This is a genomic window from Pelotomaculum sp. PtaB.Bin117 (assembly GCF_002067195.1).
Classification (GTDB): Bacteria; Bacillota; Desulfotomaculia; order Desulfotomaculales; family Pelotomaculaceae; genus Pelotomaculum_D; species Pelotomaculum_D terephthalicicum.
Map to the genome: position 1 here is coordinate 17,677 of NZ_MVQM01000168.1, position 18,487 is coordinate 36,163.

Sequence of the window (18,487 nt, forward strand, 5' to 3'; positions counted from 1 at the left end):
GTCTTGACATATTGCCGCAAATATTTTTTATTTGTTAAACCCCTGACCCATTCAGGGTTTTAAGCAGTTCCACTTTCGAATCCTTATGCTTTTCAAACACGCTGACAATCCTTAACACCTTGACGTCTTTTACCCACGGCTTAGCCTCGATTTTACGGGCAACGGCTTCTACTGAAACAGGCGCTTCAATCATGACCACGACATCTGTCACATTGCCCACAACCGGATCAACGAAGTCCACTTCAGGCACCTTTTCCAGTTCCAGCAACTCGTCCACAAACTCCTTTCGCCCCACGTCATCGTTGGCGGTAACCAAAAGATAAGCTCTTAAACCCATGATAACTCCTCCTCAAATTTTTTGTCTCAGACACATTTAAACTCAAAAATCATTGCTCAGACATACGTGTGAACGACCAATTTTGTTTACCGCAGCTATTTTGGTTAAGTACAGAATACGAGGCGTTCTGTGTACGCAGTAGTTAAACCTGGCGGTTTAATTGCAGGGGTTTTGTGTTTACTTAACCAAATATATATAAGTCACCATTGAAATTGAACAGAATGTTTGATGATCGGGCTGCTGGTAAAAGATTGTCTTCCACCTCAGAAACAAATAGCATAGTGGTAACTAATTGGCGAACGAGCATAACATAATTATAGCAACAAATTATCATAATGCAACATATATTCACACAATACGCTGGAACTTCCGGCATAAACAAAATGGAAGCCCTCGAAAATATTGACTTCCACTTGCCATAAGCCTCAGCCGCTAATTTCCACTGGACCTAGGCGGTATTATTAAATCCAATCTTATCGTCTATTTTTATCGCATGACATACTGTTCGGCTTTCCAGCCGCAGTCTGGCGGCAGTCACTGCAATTCAAGGCGCACGGCTCCGCGTGAATTAAGATATGAATGCCGGATAACCTGACTGAAATTTCCTCTTCAATTTGATTGCAAATATTATGCGCTTTATTAATAACCATGTTTTCGGGCACCACCAGGTGGAGGTCCACATAACGCTGAGAACCGGCTTTTCTAGTTCTTAGTTTGTGGAATTCCACAAATTCAGCGGAATATTTATTGAGAACTTCTTTGATAATTTTCTCGTCAGTTTCCGGCAAACGTGCGTCTAATATACTTTGCATAGAGTCCCTGATCAGTTTTATCGCGGCATTGAAGATTAGCAGTGACACACCGATTGCGATTAATGGATCAATGATGGTGAGACCGGTAATCCTGATCGCGATAATCCCGGCCAAAACCCCTAAAGACGTGTAAACATCGGTAAGCAAATGCCAGGCGTCGGCTACCAGCGCCGGTGAATCAGTCCTTTGGCCGACAATGGATAATTTTCTGGAAACGAAAAAGTTAACTATGGCGGATATCGCCATCACCGCGGCCCCCATGTCCAGAGCATGAATCTCCGTCTGACCGAATAGCTTCGGATAGGCGTTGTATATAATGATCAGCGCAGCGCCCATGATTAATATTGCTTCAGTAATACTGGCGACATTCTCAAATTTTCCATGACCGTAGTGATGACGCTCGTCAGCCGGCTTGGATGATTCCCTGACGGAAAAAAAAGCGATTAGCGCGGCAATCAGATCCAGCCCGGAGTGAATCGCCTCTGATATTACGCCGACGGAATTCATGGTAACCCCTATTGCCAGTTTTCCCAATGTTAATGCTGTGTTAGAAGCTATTGACAGACGGGCTACCTTCATCTTTTCATTCATATGCTGCACCACTCCCGCAATGAAAAAAGCCCATGGAACTCATCTTCTGCGAATAGATGCAGTCCCACGGGCGATACCGCTGCCTTGCGGCCCGACCGGTTTTACCGGCCTGACTTAAAAGTAGTATAGCACAATATTTTTTTTACTACAACCGGTGTCCAGGCATAATTGAAAAAGAAAATTGACATTTTAAAGGCAATGCATTTAGAATATAACATATTATTTTATTAGTCGTTTCGAAAAGCAGGTGAGGTTGTGATACTTGTAAAAGCGACAGAAATTGCTTATGACATTATGATGAATCCGGTAGTGCTGCTAATTGATGAAAATCAATTAAAGGCGCTGCCAATCTGGGTTGGTCCGTTCGAAGCCAACTCCATATCATTGGCTCTTCAGGGAATTTGTCTGGACCGGCCTTTGACCCATGACTTGTTAATAGGAATCTGCGATAAGCTCGAAGCAAGATTCAGCATGGTAATTATCAATGACGTTATCGAAGGAACATATATGGCTGAATTGCACATGTGGCATCATGACAGGGAGTTGGTAATCGATTCGCGACCCAGTGACGCCATCGCTTTGGCTATTCGCACCAAAACACCTATCTATCTGAGTGATAAAGTAGCGGAAGGCTTTTTAGCGCTAAAGGATTTATTAAATGAAGAACAGCAGAATGAATTAAAAAAACTCCTCGATCCCGGCAGAATAAATGAACTCAAGAAATCTCTTCACTAGCAAGTTTTTTTGAGGCTGAACTTAACATCTGACTGGCGTGGCGTCTGGAAATGTCCGTTACGTCTTTGCCGCCCAGCATTCTTGCCAGTTCATCCACCCTTTCTGCAAAATCAAGTTTATCCACTTTTGAAACCGTGCGCTCACCGTCGAACTCCTTGCTCACCCGGTAGTGCGCACCGGCGTAGCTGGCTATTTGAGCCGCATGGGTAACACATATAATCTGATGATGTTCGCTAATCACAGCCAGTTTTTCCGCGACGGCATGCAGCGCCCGGCCGCCAATTCCGGCATCCACCTCGTCGAATATGATCACTGGAATTTCGTCTGCCTCCGCCAGCAGTGCTTTCAAGGCAAGCATAATCCGGGAAAGCTCACCTCCCGAGGCGATTTTAGCCAGTGGTTTCAACGGTTCGCCAGGATTCGGCGAAATCAGGAATTCAACACGTTCCGCACCGCCCGGTGACAAGCCGTTAATCCCGGTAAAAACTACCTGGAATTTAACCCTGCCCATCTCCAAATCAACTAGTTCGCGCGACACTTCCTCCTCAAGCTTTTTTGCCGCCCGTACGCGGCGGGAGCTCAAGATTTCGGCGGCCTTCAGGTAAGACTGCTCTAATTTTTTCAATTCCCCGGCGGCAATGGCGGCTAATTCTTTATTACCCTCAAGTATTTCCAGTTCATTCCGGGCCTGTGCAAGATAATCCAGTATTTCTGGAATCGTGGGCGCATACTTTTTTTTCAAATTATTAAGGAGTGCCAGTCTTTCTTCCACAGCTTCCAGCCTTTGGGGATTCAGTTCCACTCTGTTCCGCAGGGCGGCCAGCTCCCGGGCGGTATCTTCCGCTTGATAGAAAACATTTTCCAGGGACTGGTACAAGCATGCCGCGCTTTCGTCTAAAAGCGCCAGATCTTTGAGCAAATCCATGGCCTTGGCCAACAAATCCGTTACCGGCGCCTGCCCGTGCGCGCCTTCATAAATCAATGAATATGATTCAGCGGCGAGAAGGCATATTTTCTCCGCATTGACCAGCACTTTCCTCTCTGACGCCAGTTTTTCATCTTCCCCCGGTTCCGGGTCGATTTGCTCGATTTCTTTTATTGTATAGCGCAATAAATCCGCGCGTTCAATTCTTTCCTCATTGTTACGGTGGAGATTTTCGCATATGCCGAGCTTTTCTTTCCACTGTGAATATAAAGTGTTTACCTCTTTCAGCGCGTCAAGAACGGGAGCGCCGCCAAACCGGTCAAGCAAGTCACGGTGTCGATTCTGGTCAAGCAATGAATGCTGTTCATGCTGTGCTTGCGAATCCACAAGATTTCTCCCGATCCCCCGATAATAACCTAAAGTGACAATCTGCCCGTTCAGGCGGCAAGTGTTCTTGCCTGAACGGTTTATTTCCCTTGCTAAGATCAAGGTTCCGTCCTCAGTTAATTCTATCCCCTGCTCATCAAGCATTAAGATGACATTTCTGTTATTGCTGACGTCAAAAGCAGCTTGAACCAACGTTCTGTCAGCCCCCGCTCGGATTTGTTCGCCTGCCGCGGCCCGGCCGCCCAATGCCACTTGCAGCGCTTCAATGATAATGGATTTTCCCGTACCGGTTTCGCCGGTAATGACATTTAGTCCGTTTTGCAGGTCCACACTCAGCAGATCAATCAGTCCGAAATTCTTGATATACAGATTGAGCAACATTATCTTACCCCCTATGCAGTTCCTCAAACCTTTTCAGCACAGTTTCTGCAACTTGTTTTGGTTTGACAACCACCAGGATGGTGTCATCTCCGCCGACCGTGCCGATTATTTCCGGCCAACCGATTTGATCTATTGCCGAGGCCACTCCTTGCGCCCCGCCGGGATGTGTTTTAATTACAAGCAAATTTTCACTTATGGCCAAACTTATTACTGAATCGCGAAAATATCGTTTTAAGCGGTCTGCCGCGCGTTGGACAGTATGTTCACCGGGCGACGCATATTTAAAAAGATTTTTCTCATACGGTATTTTGATTAAGCCTAATTCCTTGATATCCCTTGAAACTGTAGCCTGGGTAACCTCAAAGCCACATTTCTTCAGACTAACGGCAATTTCCTCCTGTGTCTCTATTAATTCCCGCTGGATAATCTCAAGAATTTTGCGTTGCCGCCTGGCTTTCAAGCAGATCACCCGCTTTCTCGACAAGGATGATTACCGGTGCGTGAGCAGTACGGTTTAAGTAGTTTATTTTAATCACATTAAATCCGGCTCCCTTCAGGCCGGAAGCATACTGTTCCGCAGCGCAGAGTTCTTCATTGCCGCCCGGGTGCCCGGTATAGAGCACCATGCCGATTCTGCCCCCCGGGCGGAGCAGCTCCACCGCAGATTTTAGCGCCGTGACGGTAGTGCCGGCACTGGTAACCAGAGCATGATCGCCACCCGGCAGATAACCAAGATTAAATAGAACCGCATCCACCGGCTCAGGCACCAGTTTGTCCATTTCCTCATGTCCCGTGTTAAGCAGGGTCACTTGCCCGGCGGCGCCATAGCGTTCAAGTAATTTTTTTGTGCTCTCCAGCGCCTTTTTTTGTATATCGAAAGCGTAGACCCGCCCTTCAGACCCCACCAGGCGAGCCAGAAAAAGGGTGTCATGTCCGTTACCGGCGGTGGCATCAACCGCTGTTCCGCCGTGCTTCAGCACCTCGGCGATAATCATTTGGACTATGTGGACGGCGCTCCCCAATCCTTTATTAATCACAGGAACGGTCCCCTTCTTCTTTCAGCTTCTTTCCCAGTAATTCGAAAAAACCTCTCCCTTTCAGTCTCAGGAACCGGGCCCTTTGAGAAGCCTGTCTGATCAGCACCTGATCAGACTGAAGCAGCCTAAAGCCGTGCTGGCCGTCCATGGTCAGCATGATTTCCTCCCGGCCGGACAGGATCACTACTTTAACCGTGCTTTCAGGCGCGACAACCAGCGGTCGCGCCCAGAGGGTATGCGGGCAAATCGGAGTGATTAACATCAAATTCAAATCGGGAGTAACCAGGGGTCCCCCCGCAGAGAGGGAGTAAGCGGTAGAACCGGTTGGGCTGGCTATGATTAAGCCGTTAGAAGGATAAGTGTTCACGTACTCGTTATTAACATAAGTTTCCAGATGAATCAGCCTGGCAAAAGCTCCATTTGTGATCACGGCGTCATTTAGCCCCAAGGCATGCTCAACTGCCTCATTATCACGATATACCAGCGCCTCAAGCATCATACGCTCTTCAATATAATACTGCCCGGCAAGCATTTTTCCCAGGGCAGGGATCACCTCAGGTATGTCGATTTCGGTCAGGAAGCCCAAATGTCCCAGATTTACGCCGATAACAGGCTTGCCCGCCGCCGCTACTTTGCGAGTCGTTCTGAGCAGCGTGCCGTCGCCGCCGAGCACGATCACACATTCAGCCTGCTCAATCAAGTTTTTCTCCGTTGTGCCTAATCTGACCAAGCCAATGGAACCGGCGGTCTCCTGCTCAATCAATACTTTACGGCCTTTGTCCTCAAGCCAATTGATAACTTCTTCTACCAGGGTAACAACCCCTTTTTTATGTAAATTAATAACAAGCCCGATTGTGTTCAATCCGGGACCTCCCCTAAAAACATATCAAGACAATTCAGCATGCGCACGTTCCACTATCATCTTGCATTCCTCAATTTCGGCGCCGGAAATAATAGATTCCTTTTTCTCATTTTTCATAAAGTAGATTAAAAATTCAATATTTCCTTCCGGTCCGGTAACTGGTGAAAAATCAAGGCCTTTTACCGAGCAACCCAAGGCAGCGACGAGCATGGCTATATTTTGCATTACTTCAAAATGAACCTTGGGATCGCGGACGACCCCTCTTTTACCGACCTTTTCCCGGCCAGCCTCAAATTGTGGTTTAATTAACGCCACCCCGGCGGCTTCCGGAAGAATCAATTCGTTGACTTTCGGCAGCACTTTGGCAAGCGAGATAAACGAAACATCTATTGTGGTAAAATCCGGCGGCTCAGTGAGAATATCACTTGAAAGGTAGCGAATATTTGTCCGTTCAAGGACAACCACCCGCGGATCATTTCTCAACGACCAGGCCAGTTGGCCATAGCCGACATCCACAGCGTAAACCAGTCTCGCTCCGTGCTTAAGCGCACAGTCGGTAAAACCACCCGTGGAGGCTCCGACATCAAGCACCACTTTCCCGCTCAAATCAAGGTGGAAAGCATTTATTGCCTTTTCTAATTTAAGCCCGCCGCGGCTAACGTAAGGAGCCGCTTCACCGCGCACCTCAACTTTGGCCTCCCGGTTAACCGTCCGGCCGGGTTTGTCCACCAGTTCGTTGTCCACAAAAACAAGGCCGGCCATAACAGCTGCGCGCGCTTTCTCACGGCTGGCAAAAAAGCCGCCCTCCACCAACCTGACATCCAACCTTTGCTTTTTCGGCAACAAGCTGATAACCTCCGCGCCGTTTTAATCAAAAACCAACTTGAGCTTTTTAGTCACTTTTCTCGGCACGCATTGACCCGCGATAAAATTGACCACTTGTTGCACAGTAAGGCCATACTTCTCCATTAAAAGTGAATGACTGCCATGCTCAATAAAGCAGTCGGGAATACCGAAACGGTGCACCATGACTTCTTTTTTCCCTTTTGATGACAATAATTCCAGAACGGCGCTGCCGAAGCCGTTTTTAACAACATGTTCCTCAAAGGTAAAAACCTTACCTGTAATTGTAGCATATTTAAGGATGAGTTCCTCGTCAAGGGGTTTAATAAAACGAGCGTTTATTACTGTCGCCTCAATGCTCATTCCGGAAAGAACCCCTGCCGCCTCTTCAGCCTTGCCGACCATGCTCCCCACCGCCAGTAAAGTGAGGTCTGCCCCTTCCCTGAGCACTTCAGCCTTACCGATAGGCAGTAATTTCAGCTCATCGTCTATTTTACAGCCGACTCCCGCTCCCCGCGGGTAGCGTATAGCCACCGGCCCATGGCATGTTAACGCTGTGGCAAGCATATGCTGCAGCTCATTTTCATTTGCGGGTGCCATCACGATCATATTGGGCATAGACCCAAGGTAAGACAAGTCAAAAAGCCCATGATGAGTGGGGCCATCCTCCCCGACAATACCAGCCCGGTCAATAGCAAAAACCACCGGCAGGTTTTGCAGACAAATATCATGCAGGATCTGATCATAAGCGCGTTGGAGGAAAGTTGAGTATATTGCCACAACAGGATGATATCCCCCGGAAGCAAGCCCGGCGGCCAGGGTAACCCCATGCTGTTCGGCAATACCCACGTCAAAGAAACGTTCCGGAAAAAGCCGCGCGAATTTTGTCAAACCCGTGCCGCCCGACATGGCGGCTGTGATTGCCAGGACGTTCCGCTCGCTGCCGGCAAGCTTCACCATAGTTCTGCCGAACACTTCGGTGTATGAAAGCGGGGCGTTTTTTTTCTTAACCTCTCCACTAGCAACATCAAACGGGCCAACTCCGTGAAACTTGTCCGGATTATCTTCAGCCGGCTTGTAGCCCTTGCCTTTCTTTGTCAACATATGAATCAAGACCGGCCCCTTGATAGACTTGGCTCGTTGCAGGACGCCGGTGACCGCCTTGATGTCGTGTCCGTCTACAGGCCCCAGGTAAATAAAACCCAGTTCTTCAAAAAACATGCCGGGCACCACCAGGTATTTCAAGCTGTCTTTTAGCTTCTCAATCAGCCGCAACAGGGTTGGACCCGCCGGCAGTTTGCGCAAGATTTGCTCAATTTCTTCCTTGCCCCTTGAATACATCGGATCGGTGCGCAGGCGGTTAAGATAGCCGGACAAAGCCCCCACGTTCTGGGCAATGGACATTTCATTATCATTTAAAACCACGATCAAGTCTTTTTTCATATGACCGGCGTGGTTAAGCGCCTCAAAGGCCATCCCGCCGGTCATGGCGCCATCGCCGATAATTGCGACTACAGAATAATTGTCTCCTTTTAAATCCCGCGCGACAGCCATGCCGAGGGCGGCGGAAATAGATGTACTGCTGTGCCCTGTACCAAACACATCATGCTTGCTTTCAGCGGGGCGGGGAAAACCGCTGATACCTCCAATTTGACGCAAAGTGCCAAACTCCTTATAACGTCCCGTAAGCAGTTTATGAGCATAGCTCTGGTGTCCCACATCCCAGATAATCTTATCCACGGGAGAGTTGAAAACATAATGAAGAGCCAGTGTTAGTTCCACCACCCCTAAACTAGGTGAAAGGTGTCCCCCATTCTTCGCGACAGTATTAATTATTTCCTGACGTATTTCCCCGGCTAACTCCTGCAGTTGGGCAAAATTCAGCGAGCGAATCACATATGGGGAATGAACTTTTTTTAAAAGTCTACTCACTGCTTACCCACCTTTTGCTTATTCTTCGGCACCTTTTGTTTTTGAAAAAAGTTATAACCGGTGACACTTTCAATTTTCGCCAGGACAGTACCGACAAAAAAAATAATTTCGTCAGGATGGCTGAGAGACACTTTTTTCCCCGCGGCCTTACCGGTAACAATCAAAACAGAAATAAGGGCGGTAAGCAGCACATTCAGCCAAAACTGATCGAACCGCGGTCCCACCCTCATGATTTGCACTACGATTGATATCCCCAACGCGCCGCTTACCGTGGTGGTTATATCACCGATAATATCATTTGCGATATTAGCTACTCTATCGGCATTTTTGATTAACAGCAGCCCTTGGGGCGCACCTTTAACACGTTTAGCTGCCTTTGCGTTGAAAGGAGCGTGAGAGGCGGCTGTCACAGCCGTACCCACAAGATCGGCCAGAATGTTTATTGTAATGATGATAATCAAAAAAACAAAAGACAAAATCAGGTTATTCAATTTAGACGCAAATATTTCTGAAAACAAGGTAAATATGATTGCGATTATAAACGAGCCTATACCGACCAGGAAAATATATCTACCGGAAACAGTAGATTTATTATTACCCAAAAATGTCACCTCATACTGCGACAGTTGGCATATCTATTTTGCACTACTCAGGGGCCAGTAATCAGTAGTCAGGAGTCAGAATAAGAAAACTGTTTATTGTCTCGAACTATTCTGAATTCTGACTCCTGAATTCTGAATGCCAGAATAGTAACAAATAGAAACTTATATCATGTAAAGTATACTATGCCACAAGTTATTACGTAATATATGTAAGATAAGTGACAGCAGACCGGGTAAATATTGTGGCTTAGGTCTAGCAGGTTTTCCCAAACAGCTACCGGCTGTCGCCAAACCGGCGGTTTCCCTTTACAACTGTTTCCGTCCGTCACCGTACCGGGGCTAGATTACCACTTAGTCCACACTGCAATCCCCAATCTGCCCCGGAATTCCGGACAGCCTAGGAGTTTTCCTCGACAGAATTTACCTTTTTTAGCCTCTTTTGCAATAAAGGTTTCAATCATCAAACCAACCGTGCACGGGCCCATGTCAGCCGGTTTGTAAAAATGCTGAAATCCACCCTTACCACTCAAGGCAGGCTACACTGCACGCAGCTTCGACCACATGCAGGTTTAAATCCCAAGCCATAGTCTACCAACCGCGCCAAGGCGGTACAGCTTCCCACATACTTGGGTCTCCACGGAGGCAGGGTCAACGCCCGCATGCCGTTGCGGGTCGCCCAACCACCTTAACTCCCAGTACCAGCCCCCGACTGGGCGTCAGCAGCCAGCACCAGGAACTTCATCGTTGTGCCCTTGACGGATTTTTAGGCCCGCCTTCAAAAAGGTGCATCTGACTAGAATACTGTATCACTTACCGATAAATATTTTCACTTTGTAATTATAACAAAACATCTATTTTCTTTCAAATGCCGGTTTTTCTCTGTTTTCGCTGTTTAATTGGTTATTAGCCTAAAAAATAATAACCGCCATATCGCAAATCTGTATAGTAGCGGTGTGTTCCTGTAGATAATATTTTCACTTATTGAACTGCCCGGACTAAAAGCATAATTTAGTAATCCCGGTCGATGATATAATGTACGAGCATCTTTAAAAAATCCGCCTCTTCCCCAAAACAATCCAGAGCCGATAAAGCTCTTCCCGCGGCCTGACGCGCTTTTGCCCTCGCTTCTTCCATACCAAAAAGCGAAGGGTAAGTGACTTTCTTGTTCTTGACATCGCTTCCCACCGGTTTGCCTATCTTTGCCGCGTCACCTTCAACATCAAGAATGTCGTCAATTATTTGAAAAGCAAGGCCTAAATTATCCGCATAGCATGTAAGACTATTTAATTTTTCCTCTTCCGCCCCGGCCAGGATAGCCCCCGCCCGAACTGCCGCGCGATAAAGGGCGCCTGTTTTGTGACTATGAATGTATTCAAGCGTGCGTTCATTGATATCCTCTCCCGCGGAAAACGTATCGACAACCTGTCCTCCAATCATGCCGAATGTTCCTGCCGCGAGAGCAATCTCATCAATAACTTTTACAACATCATCCGTATTTTGGGCGCGAACGTTCGCTAACATGGAAAATGCCAGAGTTAATAGGGCGTCGCCCGCTAAAATCGCTACAGCGTCCCCGTATACCTTGTGGTTCGCCGGTTTACCCCGGCGATAATCATCATTGTCCATGGCAGGCAAGTCATCGTGAATCAGTGAGTAGGCATGAATCATTTCAAGAGCGCAGGCCGCGGGCATTACATCCGCGGCTTTCCCCCCCACTGCTTCAGCCACTGCTATTACCATGACGGGTCTGAGCCGTTTGCCTCCACCCATGACGCTATACCGCATAGCCTGGTGAATCAAAGGCGGATAGGCGTTGGACGGCGGCAGGTGATGTTCAAGCGCCTCTTCAACAATAGAACTATACTTCTCCAATGTTTCTTCAAAATTCATTTTTTTGACCCCCTACCGCCAAGGGCAACGCGTCAATTTCCTTAACGTTTATTTCATCTTTTTCGTTAGCGGTTAATATGGCAATACGTTGCTCTGCCGCCGCCAGGTATTCATTACAGACACGGGTAAGTCCGATTCCCTCCGTAAACATCTCCAGCGCTTTCTCCAGCGGCAACCGGCTGTCTTCCAATTCCCGCACCAGTGCTTCCAAACGCGCTATGGCTTCTTCGAAAGATATTTTTTTACCTCCAGCGGTGTTTTCCACAACCATAAATGTCCTCCTTACCGTACCTCTTAAGACTCTTTAATCCGCGCCCGCACCGCGGCCACGGCCTCATCCTTCAGCCGCCCGGCCGCGGCAGCCATCGCCTCTTTTTCCTCAATAACCCTTTTTACATAATCCTGATCTTCGATCATGGCGGCATTAATTTCAGCACTCAAAAGCACGCCGTTGACAGCGGCGTCAAATATAACGGCGGCCACCCCGGCGTCGCTGATGGCTGTTTTGTTTCCCATGCCGGAGAGCCGCGCGGTGATCCGCAGCGCTTCCAGACAAACACGGGCTATGTCCAAAGGAGTTTCCGTGGCTTTTACTAAAGCTTTCTGCATAGCTTCTTCACGTGTTGCTTTTTCAGCATCGGTTTCCTTGGGCATCCGAAAAGCCCTCATATAATTGTTAAACTCCGCCATGTCCCTGTCTACCAGTTCTTCCAGTCTTCTCATCAAATTATCGGCGGTGCTGATAATTTCATTGACCTGCGGTTCAACCTCCCGGTACTTCTTTTTCCCCGTGGTCAGATTGCAGACCATAGCGGTCATAGCCAGGCCGAAACACGCCACTATGGCGGAAACACTGCCGCCACCCGGCGCAGGGGAACTGGAGGCAGAAAGTTCTATTACTTCCCGCAAGGTTTTATCAAATAAAGCGCTCACAGGCGACATCTCCTTTTTTAAAGAGTTGGCAGGGGGAGATGGCAGGGGGACGGTTCTTCTGACAACTTATTAAATGTTTCCTGAGCGGTCCAGGAGAACCGTCCCCTCTGTCTTCCCCTGTCCTGCGCACTATTTCTTCTGAAGTTTGATTGCTTTAAGCAGGTTTCTCTGCACCAAAACGGTGGTAAGACTGCCGACCCCGCCTGGGACTGGTGAAACCGCGCCGGCAACCTTTTGCACATTTTCATAGTCAACGTCCCCGCAAATGCCTTCCGCCGTTTCATTTATACCGGCGTCTATCACTACGGCGCCGGGTTTGATCAAGTCGGCTGTAATCATCTTGGCCTTGCCCACGGCGGTGATCAGTATGTCCGCCTGTCTGGTGTGCCGGCCAAGGTCGCTGGTTTTAGTGTGGCAGACAGTCACCGTAGCGTTTTGGTTCAGCATCATAAAAACCAGCGGTTTACCCACTGTTTCGCCACGGCCTACCAGAACGGCATGCTTACTCTCTATTTCTATTCCGCCGCGCTGCATGATTTCAATACAACTTTGCGGTGTGGCCGGAAAAAGCCCGTCGCTATTACTGACGAGATAACCCCGGTTGACGGGATGCACCCCGTCAATGTCTTTAAGCGGCGATACCGCTTCTAAAACTCTTTGTTTGTTTATTCCCTCGGGCAAAGGCAATTCAATGATAATTCCATGCACATTTTCATCTTTATTCAACTTACCGATTAAGAACATCAATTCATCTTCAGGAATTCCACCCGGCAAGTTGAAGAGCTCGTAGCTGATGCCGGCGTTAAGGCAGGCTTTTTCCTTGGAGCGGGCGTAAATGACTGACGCCGGGTCATCACCAGCCAGGATAACAGCCAGTTTAGGCACAATTCCCCTTGCGCGCAGTTGCCCAACTTCTTTTTTTATTTCCGCTCTGATTAATCCAGCAATTTTTTTACCGTCGAGAATAATTGCCATTTTATTACCTGTGCGCTTTCTTTATTTTATTGTAACCTTTTTTCCTCCACAGCACACTGCAACAACCCCTTGTACAAGCGCACAACCAGCTTGTCGCCTTCGTCCACTTCTTTAATGTCGCTAATGACGCGCCTGCCGTCCGGTGTGGTACAAATACTATATCCCCTGGCCAGAGTGGCCAGCGGACTCAAGGTGTTTAGCCGGGCGGCGAGCGCCGCGAGGCGGCCGCCCTCGCTTTCGACCACGCTGCACACGCTTTGGGTCAGGCGGTGGGTGAGGAAGTCAACTGATTGCTGCCTGGCGCCGCAAAAAGTTTCCACCGGCCGCGCCAAAGTCCTGCCGGACAGACAATAATCCAGACGCCGTCTTCCTTCATTTATTTTTTGCTCAACAGCGCGCTTAAGCCTGTCCGCAATTGTTTGGACATAACGCTCCATTTCCCTTTTATTGGGAACAGCCATTTCCGCGGCGGCCGAAGGAGTGGCGGCGCGGGCGTCAGCCACAAAGTCGGATATGGTAAAGTCAGTTTCATGTCCCACCGCCGATATGACGGGGATTTCGGAGTAATAAATACAACGGGCGACAACTTCCGTGTTAAAAGCCCACAAGTCCTCAATAGACCCGCCGCCCCGGCCGATAATAATCAATTCAACCCCGCCGAGCTTGTTTAACAGCTGGATCCCCCGCGCCACCGCGAGAGGCGCGCCTTCGCCCTGCACCAGCACCGGGACCAGAATAACCTCCAGGCCGGGCCAGCGGCGCCGAATTATTTCCACCATGTCACGTACCGCCGCACCGGCCAGGGAAGTGACAATACCGATCCGGCGGGGCAGCAGCGGCAAATTTTTTTTATGTTTTGGGTCAAATAACCCTTCCCGCTGCAGTCTGTCTTTCAGCTGTTCAAAAGCCAAATACAACGCGCCGGTTCCGTCCGGTTCCATCTCATCAGCGTAAAGCTGGTATACGCCGTCCCTTTCATAAACTGAAACGTAGCCGCGTACCAGCACGGCCATGCCGTTTTCCGGCCGGAAAGGCACGGCGCGGCTGCGGGAGCGAAACATGACCACTTTCAGACAGCTTGACTCATCCTTCAAGGTAAAGTAATAGTGTCCGGATGAAGCAGGCTTAAAGTTGGATATTTCCCCTTTTACACAGATATTAGCCAGCAGGTAATCGTTTTCAAACATTGTTTTGATTTGCCTGGTCAATTCCCGGACACTTAGCACACGCACCGCTCTTAACTCCTAATAATAATAATGAAAGCAACCGGGCCACCGCGCTGAAAATAGCAGCAGCGCCTTTAGCCCGGCTAAAACGACCTGTTCTATTTTAATAATGCCATATGTTATTATTCTATAATGAGAATACAATCCCTGCAACCGATTAATAAAATACAAATTCAAAAGAGCAGTTGTTCAATAAAAACAACCACTCTTTCTAAGACTCAATATTATTTTGGTATATTTCCGGTTTTTCCACAACACGCCCCAGGATGCCGTTGATAAATTTTCCTGACTCTTCGCTGCCGAATGCTTTGCCTAATTCTATGGCTTCATTCACAGAAACGTTATCCGGTATGTCCTTACAGTACAGTATTTCAAAAAGCGCCAGGCGCATTATATTTCTATCGACGCTTGCCATCCTCTTTATATTCCAGTCTTTGCTTAGGCCTGCGATAACCTGGTCAATAGACCTCAAGTTGGCCAATGTTCCGTTAACAAGCTGCCGGGCGAATTCTTCATTTTTCTTTAATCTGCCCAGACTTCCGTCCACTTTATTAAAAGCTTCGCTTGGCTCAATATTGCCAAGATCTATTTGGAACAGGACCTGAAGCGCCCTTTCTCTGGCCTGTCTCCTGCTCATCAAATTCCTCCTCGTAGCAATTTACGCGCAAAAATAACGTATCCAGCGCCCTAGACGGCAACCATTACTCCGGCCCGAATACACTGCAAGCTATCGTTCCCGAAAAATCCTTGATATAAATTCCCGAAAATCAATTTTTTCATCAAGGCGCTTGCCCAAATAGTAGCCGGCCACAGCGCAAGCAACAACAAACAAAGCTTTAAAAAGGCCGTACTTGATAGCAAACCAGCCAAAAATCAAACCCAATAAAACACCTGCCGCCTTGCCCAAGTGTTTATCCAAAATTTCTTGGATTATGCCCAACCCGCTCCCTCTCTTCTCCGGCAATATTACTCGACTCTCGGCTTGTGCGCCGATATATCTTCAATAGAAACTTTAACTGTGCTGACAGCAATACCCGTTACTTCAAAAACTTTTTCTTTTACCAGGGTCTGTATTTTCTCGGAAACTTCCGGAATATTGATGTCGGGAGTCACCACGGCGCGCAGTTGGATCCCGACCCCCTGCGAGACTGCTACTACCCTGGGTTTCACCTCTTTTACCCCGTTAACCTGAGATACTACTTTTACAGTAAGATTTTCTATCGCTTTTATGGACACACGAATCTGACCAGCAGCACTTTCTGTGAGCAACACGTACCTGCCAACTCTGTCGGATCTGCTTACACCTATCCAAAACAATCTGGCACCGGCAAGTATCAATATTGCCATAAGTGTCCAAAAAACCTCCGGCTGGCCGGGATAAAAAAGATCTCTGAGCAGGAACTGTGGTGTTGTCCAGCCCAGCATCACCGCTGAAAAAAGTACGAAAATCGCTGTTAAAAAGAAAGTGTATACTGCCAGTAAAGCACGGTCAAAAGGCCTCACCGGATATACCCCCTTAAAAAGCAGCCCCCCTCTTTCTGGGGGCTGCGTAGTTTATCTTACTCTATGTTCCTCTTCTTTCATTTCAGAAGTAAAAGCAACACCTTGAACATTGACATTAACTTCCACAACAACCAGCCCGGTCATTCGCTCAACGGCATTTTTAACGCTGCCCTGGATACTTGCGGCAATATCCGGAATTCGCACACCGTAATCCACAATTACGAAAATATCTATAGCCGCCTCTTTCTCCCCGACCTCTACCTTAATACCCTTTGAAAAGTTCTTCTTTCCGAGCAGTTCCGCGATACCACCCGCAAGGCCGCCGCTCATGCCGGCCACGCCTTTAATTTCGATAGCCGCCAATCCGGCAATAACTTTAACAACTTCATCCGCTATTCTTATTGCGCCATACCTGGTTTGTTCCTCCCGGACTACTCCCGAGGCATCCACCTTTATTCCCCCCAGTCACACCAAAAACAATTAAAATTCCACATTTTTTATTATAGCAAAGATGGTAAATTAACGCAAACCAGATTATTTGCAGGGAAAATAATTTTAGATAAATATATACGGTCAGAGTTTAGCGATAATGACAATGCTGCTGGAGTCAACGCCTGTCCCACGCGCAATCAGTTCCCCCAGCTGCATCGTTTCTTCGTGGTTTAAGCTGTCTGCCGCCACGACCGCCGTCACAGACTTATCATCAATTAATACTGCCGCGTCATCGTATCCTTTTGCCTTAATCAAGTTTTCCATTTCAACTTCTTTTTCCATACGGCTGCTGATGTTTAACAGGTTATCCTGTGCTTTTTGCCTGGTCTCGCTGGAAGAATTGGCATTATTAATCACCTCGCGAAGCCACTCTACCCGCTGGCCTCTGGTGCGTTCTCTTTCCAGCCGGTATTCCACATAGAAATTGGCATCGCTCTTGGTGGCGGTCTCTTCCATCAAATCACCGGCAATCCTCCCGTCCGGCGCTGTCCTGTCATTGTTAATAAGCACTTCTCCGGCAGTGGGAATATTTACTTGCATACCGGGAACGTCTGTTTTCTCCTTGACAGCGCCATGCTTAAATAATAGCAGCAGAACAACGCCGATTATACTCAAGACAGCGAGCGACAATACTCTTCTACTGATAATAAGTGTTTTCATCATTCTCTCCTTTCCCTTGGCAATACGAGTATCTTTTGAGGTTCGATACCCATGGCCACCTTCGTCGCCTGAAAAAGCATCGCCTTCACTTCGGCGTTATCCGCACCTTCCGCAACAACCAAGACACCGGCCACATGAGGGGCCACCTCCCGTTCCACAACCGGTTGTTCTCCCTGTCCGTTGCGGTTCATCACCAGTTGGCCGCTGTTATTGTCCTCAGTTGTAAGCCGTGTTCCCCCCGACTGATCACGCTCTTGAACTGTTTTCTTGCCCGTGGTAGTATTGACCGCATATTCAGACTGGGTTGTGTCCGACAGCCGCACGGACACCTCAACTTCTCCGGCTCCTTCAACTTTCTTAAGCATCTCACAAAGCTTTTTGCTTAAGAGTTCTTCTTCTCTCGACATGCCGCTTATCACCTGTTCTTGAGCTTGTTTATTAGAAACTTCCGCATTCGGTATTTGTTTTTGGTTTGATTTTGTCCCGTCAACCGCGGAGAAGACAAGCATCAGCACTCCAATCACAGCCAGTCCCGCCAGCCAGAGGTTGCGCTTGTTTTGCCATCTTGAGCCACCTCCCCCCTGTCCACCGAAACCAAAGAATTCAAGCAGCTTGTTCAAATAGGCACCTCCACTCATATGCATTGCAGATAACTATTACTTTTTGTTCAATTCCGAGATCTGACATCTGACTTCCGACGACTGTTTTCAACGGTACACGCAGTCAACTTGTTCTTGCTTTAAATTATAAAAATTGGCAACTGTCTTGATCAGTCCGGCTGCTGCTTCATCAGGAGGCCCCGGTTCAGCCTCTACCGGCTCTTTTTGCTCAGCCTTTTGCCCGACACGCACAGTTACCGGCTCAATAATTGAGGCATTGTCTTTGCCATTTTGTTTGTCAAATTTGCCAGGTTCTTTTTCCACAAACAGAACTATTCTGTTTATTTGCCCATAGTTTGCTCCTTCTTTTTCCGAATTCACCATTACCTCCGCATCCACCACTGGTAATTCCTTGTTAATATTGGCAATGGCCATTACCTGATTGGCAAGTCCGCGCTTGTATTGTTCAATCGCTTTTTGCTCCTGCTCGCTGGATATTTTTTTCCCAGACTCCATGATCATGGAAAGACGTTCATCCGTCATTTTTTCAGTTAGCGAAGGCAAGTCACTGGAATAGTCCCGGTGCATCAGATCACCCGCCGCCTGAATTACTGCCACGATAATCAGGAGCCCCATGACCATTTTTACATACCTGCGCATTTCTCCGGCAGGTAGAAGCATTTCGAGAAATACTGCTAAGATTACTATGATAATCAAATTTTGGATAAGTGAACGTATTACCTCCACCCGACCACTCCTAACTGT

At 48.0% G+C, this 18,487-nt stretch carries 22 protein-coding genes; 1 reads left to right on the forward strand and 21 read right to left on the reverse strand.

What is annotated here, in order from left to right; genetic code table 11:
• Positions 1-34 precede the first annotated feature (34 nt).
• Both A4E54_RS13280 and A4E54_RS13285 read right to left on the reverse strand, forming a co-directional pair.
• Entirely contained in the window at positions 35-337 is a 303-nt protein-coding gene (locus A4E54_RS13280) for a hypothetical protein (protein ID WP_240083764.1), read from the reverse strand.
• 473 nt (positions 338-810) lie between these two features.
• Complete coding sequence (locus A4E54_RS13285) at positions 811-1,740, reverse strand: cation diffusion facilitator family transporter (protein ID WP_240083763.1); 930 nt, start codon at positions 1,738-1,740, stop codon at positions 811-813.
• Between the two features lie 255 nt (positions 1,741-1,995).
• Here A4E54_RS13285 and A4E54_RS13290 point away from each other — a divergent pair, with 255 nt between their 5' ends.
• Positions 1,996-2,475 carry a bifunctional nuclease family protein gene (locus A4E54_RS13290; RefSeq protein ID WP_240083762.1) on the forward strand — a complete coding sequence of 160 codons (480 nt, stop codon included), beginning with the start codon at positions 1,996-1,998 and terminating at the stop codon, positions 2,473-2,475.
• On the opposite strand, the gene recN is transcribed toward A4E54_RS13290, so the two are convergent.
• The 19 genes from recN to spoIIIAF all read right to left on the reverse strand — a co-directional run bounded on the left by recN (position 2,456) and on the right by spoIIIAF (position 18,469).
• Positions 2,456-4,168 (reverse strand): DNA repair protein RecN, encoded by a 1,713-nt coding sequence (gene recN / locus A4E54_RS13295; protein WP_240083761.1) that lies wholly within the window; start codon positions 4,166-4,168, stop codon positions 2,456-2,458. The two genes, A4E54_RS13290 and recN, sit on opposite strands and share 20 nt — an antisense overlap.
• Before the next feature lie 4 nt (positions 4,169-4,172).
• Positions 4,173-4,628: an arginine repressor gene (gene argR / locus A4E54_RS13300; protein WP_240083760.1), complete on the reverse strand. Its 456-nt coding sequence runs from the start codon at positions 4,626-4,628 to the stop codon at positions 4,173-4,175.
• Positions 4,597-5,205, reverse strand: coding sequence for a tRNA 5-(aminomethyl)-2-thiouridylate-methyltransferase MnmM (gene mnmM / locus A4E54_RS13305; RefSeq protein WP_240083759.1), 609 nt, complete (start codon positions 5,203-5,205; stop codon positions 4,597-4,599). Before mnmM ends, argR begins: the two co-directional genes overlap by 32 nt.
• Entirely contained in the window at positions 5,198-6,067 is an 870-nt protein-coding gene (locus A4E54_RS13310; RefSeq protein WP_240083758.1) for an NAD(+)/NADH kinase, read from the reverse strand. Before A4E54_RS13310 ends, mnmM begins: the two co-directional genes overlap by 8 nt.
• A 24-nt stretch (positions 6,068-6,091) precedes the next feature.
• The gene (locus A4E54_RS13315) at positions 6,092-6,913 is read right to left on the reverse strand and encodes a TlyA family RNA methyltransferase (RefSeq protein ID WP_240083757.1); all 822 of its coding nucleotides are present in this window, start codon (positions 6,911-6,913) and stop codon (positions 6,092-6,094) included.
• Between the two features lie 21 nt (positions 6,914-6,934).
• Entirely contained in the window at positions 6,935-8,842 is a 1,908-nt protein-coding gene (gene dxs / locus A4E54_RS13320; protein ID WP_240083756.1) for a 1-deoxy-D-xylulose-5-phosphate synthase, read from the reverse strand.
• On the reverse strand, positions 8,839-9,444 hold the full coding sequence (locus tag A4E54_RS13325) for a hypothetical protein (protein WP_240083755.1): 606 nt from the start codon (positions 9,442-9,444) through the stop codon (positions 8,839-8,841). The genes dxs and A4E54_RS13325 overlap by 4 nt, the downstream gene beginning before the upstream one ends.
• Before the next feature lie 1,008 nt (positions 9,445-10,452).
• A complete protein-coding gene (locus A4E54_RS13330; RefSeq protein WP_240083754.1) occupies positions 10,453-11,334 on the reverse strand; it encodes a polyprenyl synthetase family protein in 882 nt (293 codons plus the stop codon).
• A complete protein-coding gene (xseB, locus tag A4E54_RS13335; protein WP_240083753.1) occupies positions 11,324-11,605 on the reverse strand; it encodes an exodeoxyribonuclease VII small subunit in 282 nt (93 codons plus the stop codon). Before xseB ends, A4E54_RS13330 begins: the two co-directional genes overlap by 11 nt.
• Positions 11,606-11,628: 23 nt before the next feature.
• Complete coding sequence (locus A4E54_RS13340) at positions 11,629-12,267, reverse strand: cyclodeaminase/cyclohydrolase family protein (RefSeq protein ID WP_240083752.1); 639 nt, start codon at positions 12,265-12,267, stop codon at positions 11,629-11,631.
• 129 nt (positions 12,268-12,396) lie between these two features.
• Positions 12,397-13,242: a bifunctional 5,10-methylenetetrahydrofolate dehydrogenase/5,10-methenyltetrahydrofolate cyclohydrolase gene (locus A4E54_RS13345; protein ID WP_240083751.1), complete on the reverse strand. Its 846-nt coding sequence runs from the start codon at positions 13,240-13,242 to the stop codon at positions 12,397-12,399.
• Between the two features lie 26 nt (positions 13,243-13,268).
• On the reverse strand, positions 13,269-14,474 hold the full coding sequence (gene xseA / locus A4E54_RS13350) for an exodeoxyribonuclease VII large subunit (RefSeq protein ID WP_240083750.1): 1,206 nt from the start codon (positions 14,472-14,474) through the stop codon (positions 13,269-13,271).
• Between the two features lie 205 nt (positions 14,475-14,679).
• Entirely contained in the window at positions 14,680-15,105 is a 426-nt protein-coding gene (gene nusB / locus A4E54_RS13355; RefSeq protein ID WP_240083749.1) for a transcription antitermination factor NusB, read from the reverse strand.
• A gap of 90 nt (positions 15,106-15,195) precedes the next feature.
• A complete protein-coding gene (locus tag A4E54_RS13360; RefSeq protein WP_240083748.1) occupies positions 15,196-15,408 on the reverse strand; it encodes a DUF2273 domain-containing protein in 213 nt (70 codons plus the stop codon).
• A 26-nt stretch (positions 15,409-15,434) separates the two neighbouring features.
• Entirely contained in the window at positions 15,435-15,971 is a 537-nt protein-coding gene (gene amaP / locus A4E54_RS13365; RefSeq protein ID WP_240083747.1) for an alkaline shock response membrane anchor protein AmaP, read from the reverse strand.
• A gap of 51 nt (positions 15,972-16,022) precedes the next feature.
• Entirely contained in the window at positions 16,023-16,421 is a 399-nt protein-coding gene (locus A4E54_RS13370; RefSeq protein WP_240083746.1) for an Asp23/Gls24 family envelope stress response protein, read from the reverse strand.
• Between the two features lie 123 nt (positions 16,422-16,544).
• Positions 16,545-17,126, reverse strand: coding sequence for a SpoIIIAH-like family protein (locus A4E54_RS13375; protein ID WP_286726396.1), 582 nt, complete (start codon positions 17,124-17,126; stop codon positions 16,545-16,547).
• The gene (locus A4E54_RS13380) at positions 17,123-17,743 is read right to left on the reverse strand and encodes a SpoIIIAG-related protein (protein WP_240083744.1); all 621 of its coding nucleotides are present in this window, start codon (positions 17,741-17,743) and stop codon (positions 17,123-17,125) included. The genes A4E54_RS13375 and A4E54_RS13380 overlap by 4 nt, the downstream gene beginning before the upstream one ends.
• Before the next feature lie 87 nt (positions 17,744-17,830).
• A complete protein-coding gene (spoIIIAF, locus tag A4E54_RS13385) occupies positions 17,831-18,469 on the reverse strand; it encodes a stage III sporulation protein AF (protein ID WP_240083743.1) in 639 nt (212 codons plus the stop codon).
• Positions 18,470-18,487: the final 18 nt, after the last annotated feature.

Excerpts from the sequence above, each read along its gene's own strand:
- A4E54_RS13345 (WP_240083751.1), bottom strand. The coding sequence starts at position 13,242 with ATGGCAATTATTCTCGACGGTAAAAAAATTGCTGGATTAATCAGAGCG.
- recN (WP_240083761.1), bottom strand. The coding sequence starts at position 4,168 with ATGTTGCTCAATCTGTATATCAAGAATTTCGGACTGATTGATCTGCTG.
- A4E54_RS13280 (WP_240083764.1), bottom strand. The coding sequence starts at position 337 with ATGGGTTTAAGAGCTTATCTTTTGGTTACCGCCAACGATGACGTGGGG.
- nusB (WP_240083749.1), bottom strand. The coding sequence starts at position 15,105 with ATGAGCAGGAGACAGGCCAGAGAAAGGGCGCTTCAGGTCCTGTTCCAA.
- A4E54_RS13285 (WP_240083763.1), bottom strand. The coding sequence starts at position 1,740 with ATGAATGAAAAGATGAAGGTAGCCCGTCTGTCAATAGCTTCTAACACA.
- xseB (WP_240083753.1), bottom strand. The coding sequence starts at position 11,605 with ATGGTTGTGGAAAACACCGCTGGAGGTAAAAAAATATCTTTCGAAGAA.
- A4E54_RS13375 (WP_286726396.1), bottom strand. The coding sequence starts at position 17,126 with ATGATGAAAACACTTATTATCAGTAGAAGAGTATTGTCGCTCGCTGTC.
- A4E54_RS13330 (WP_240083754.1), bottom strand. The coding sequence starts at position 11,334 with ATGAATTTTGAAGAAACATTGGAGAAGTATAGTTCTATTGTTGAAGAG.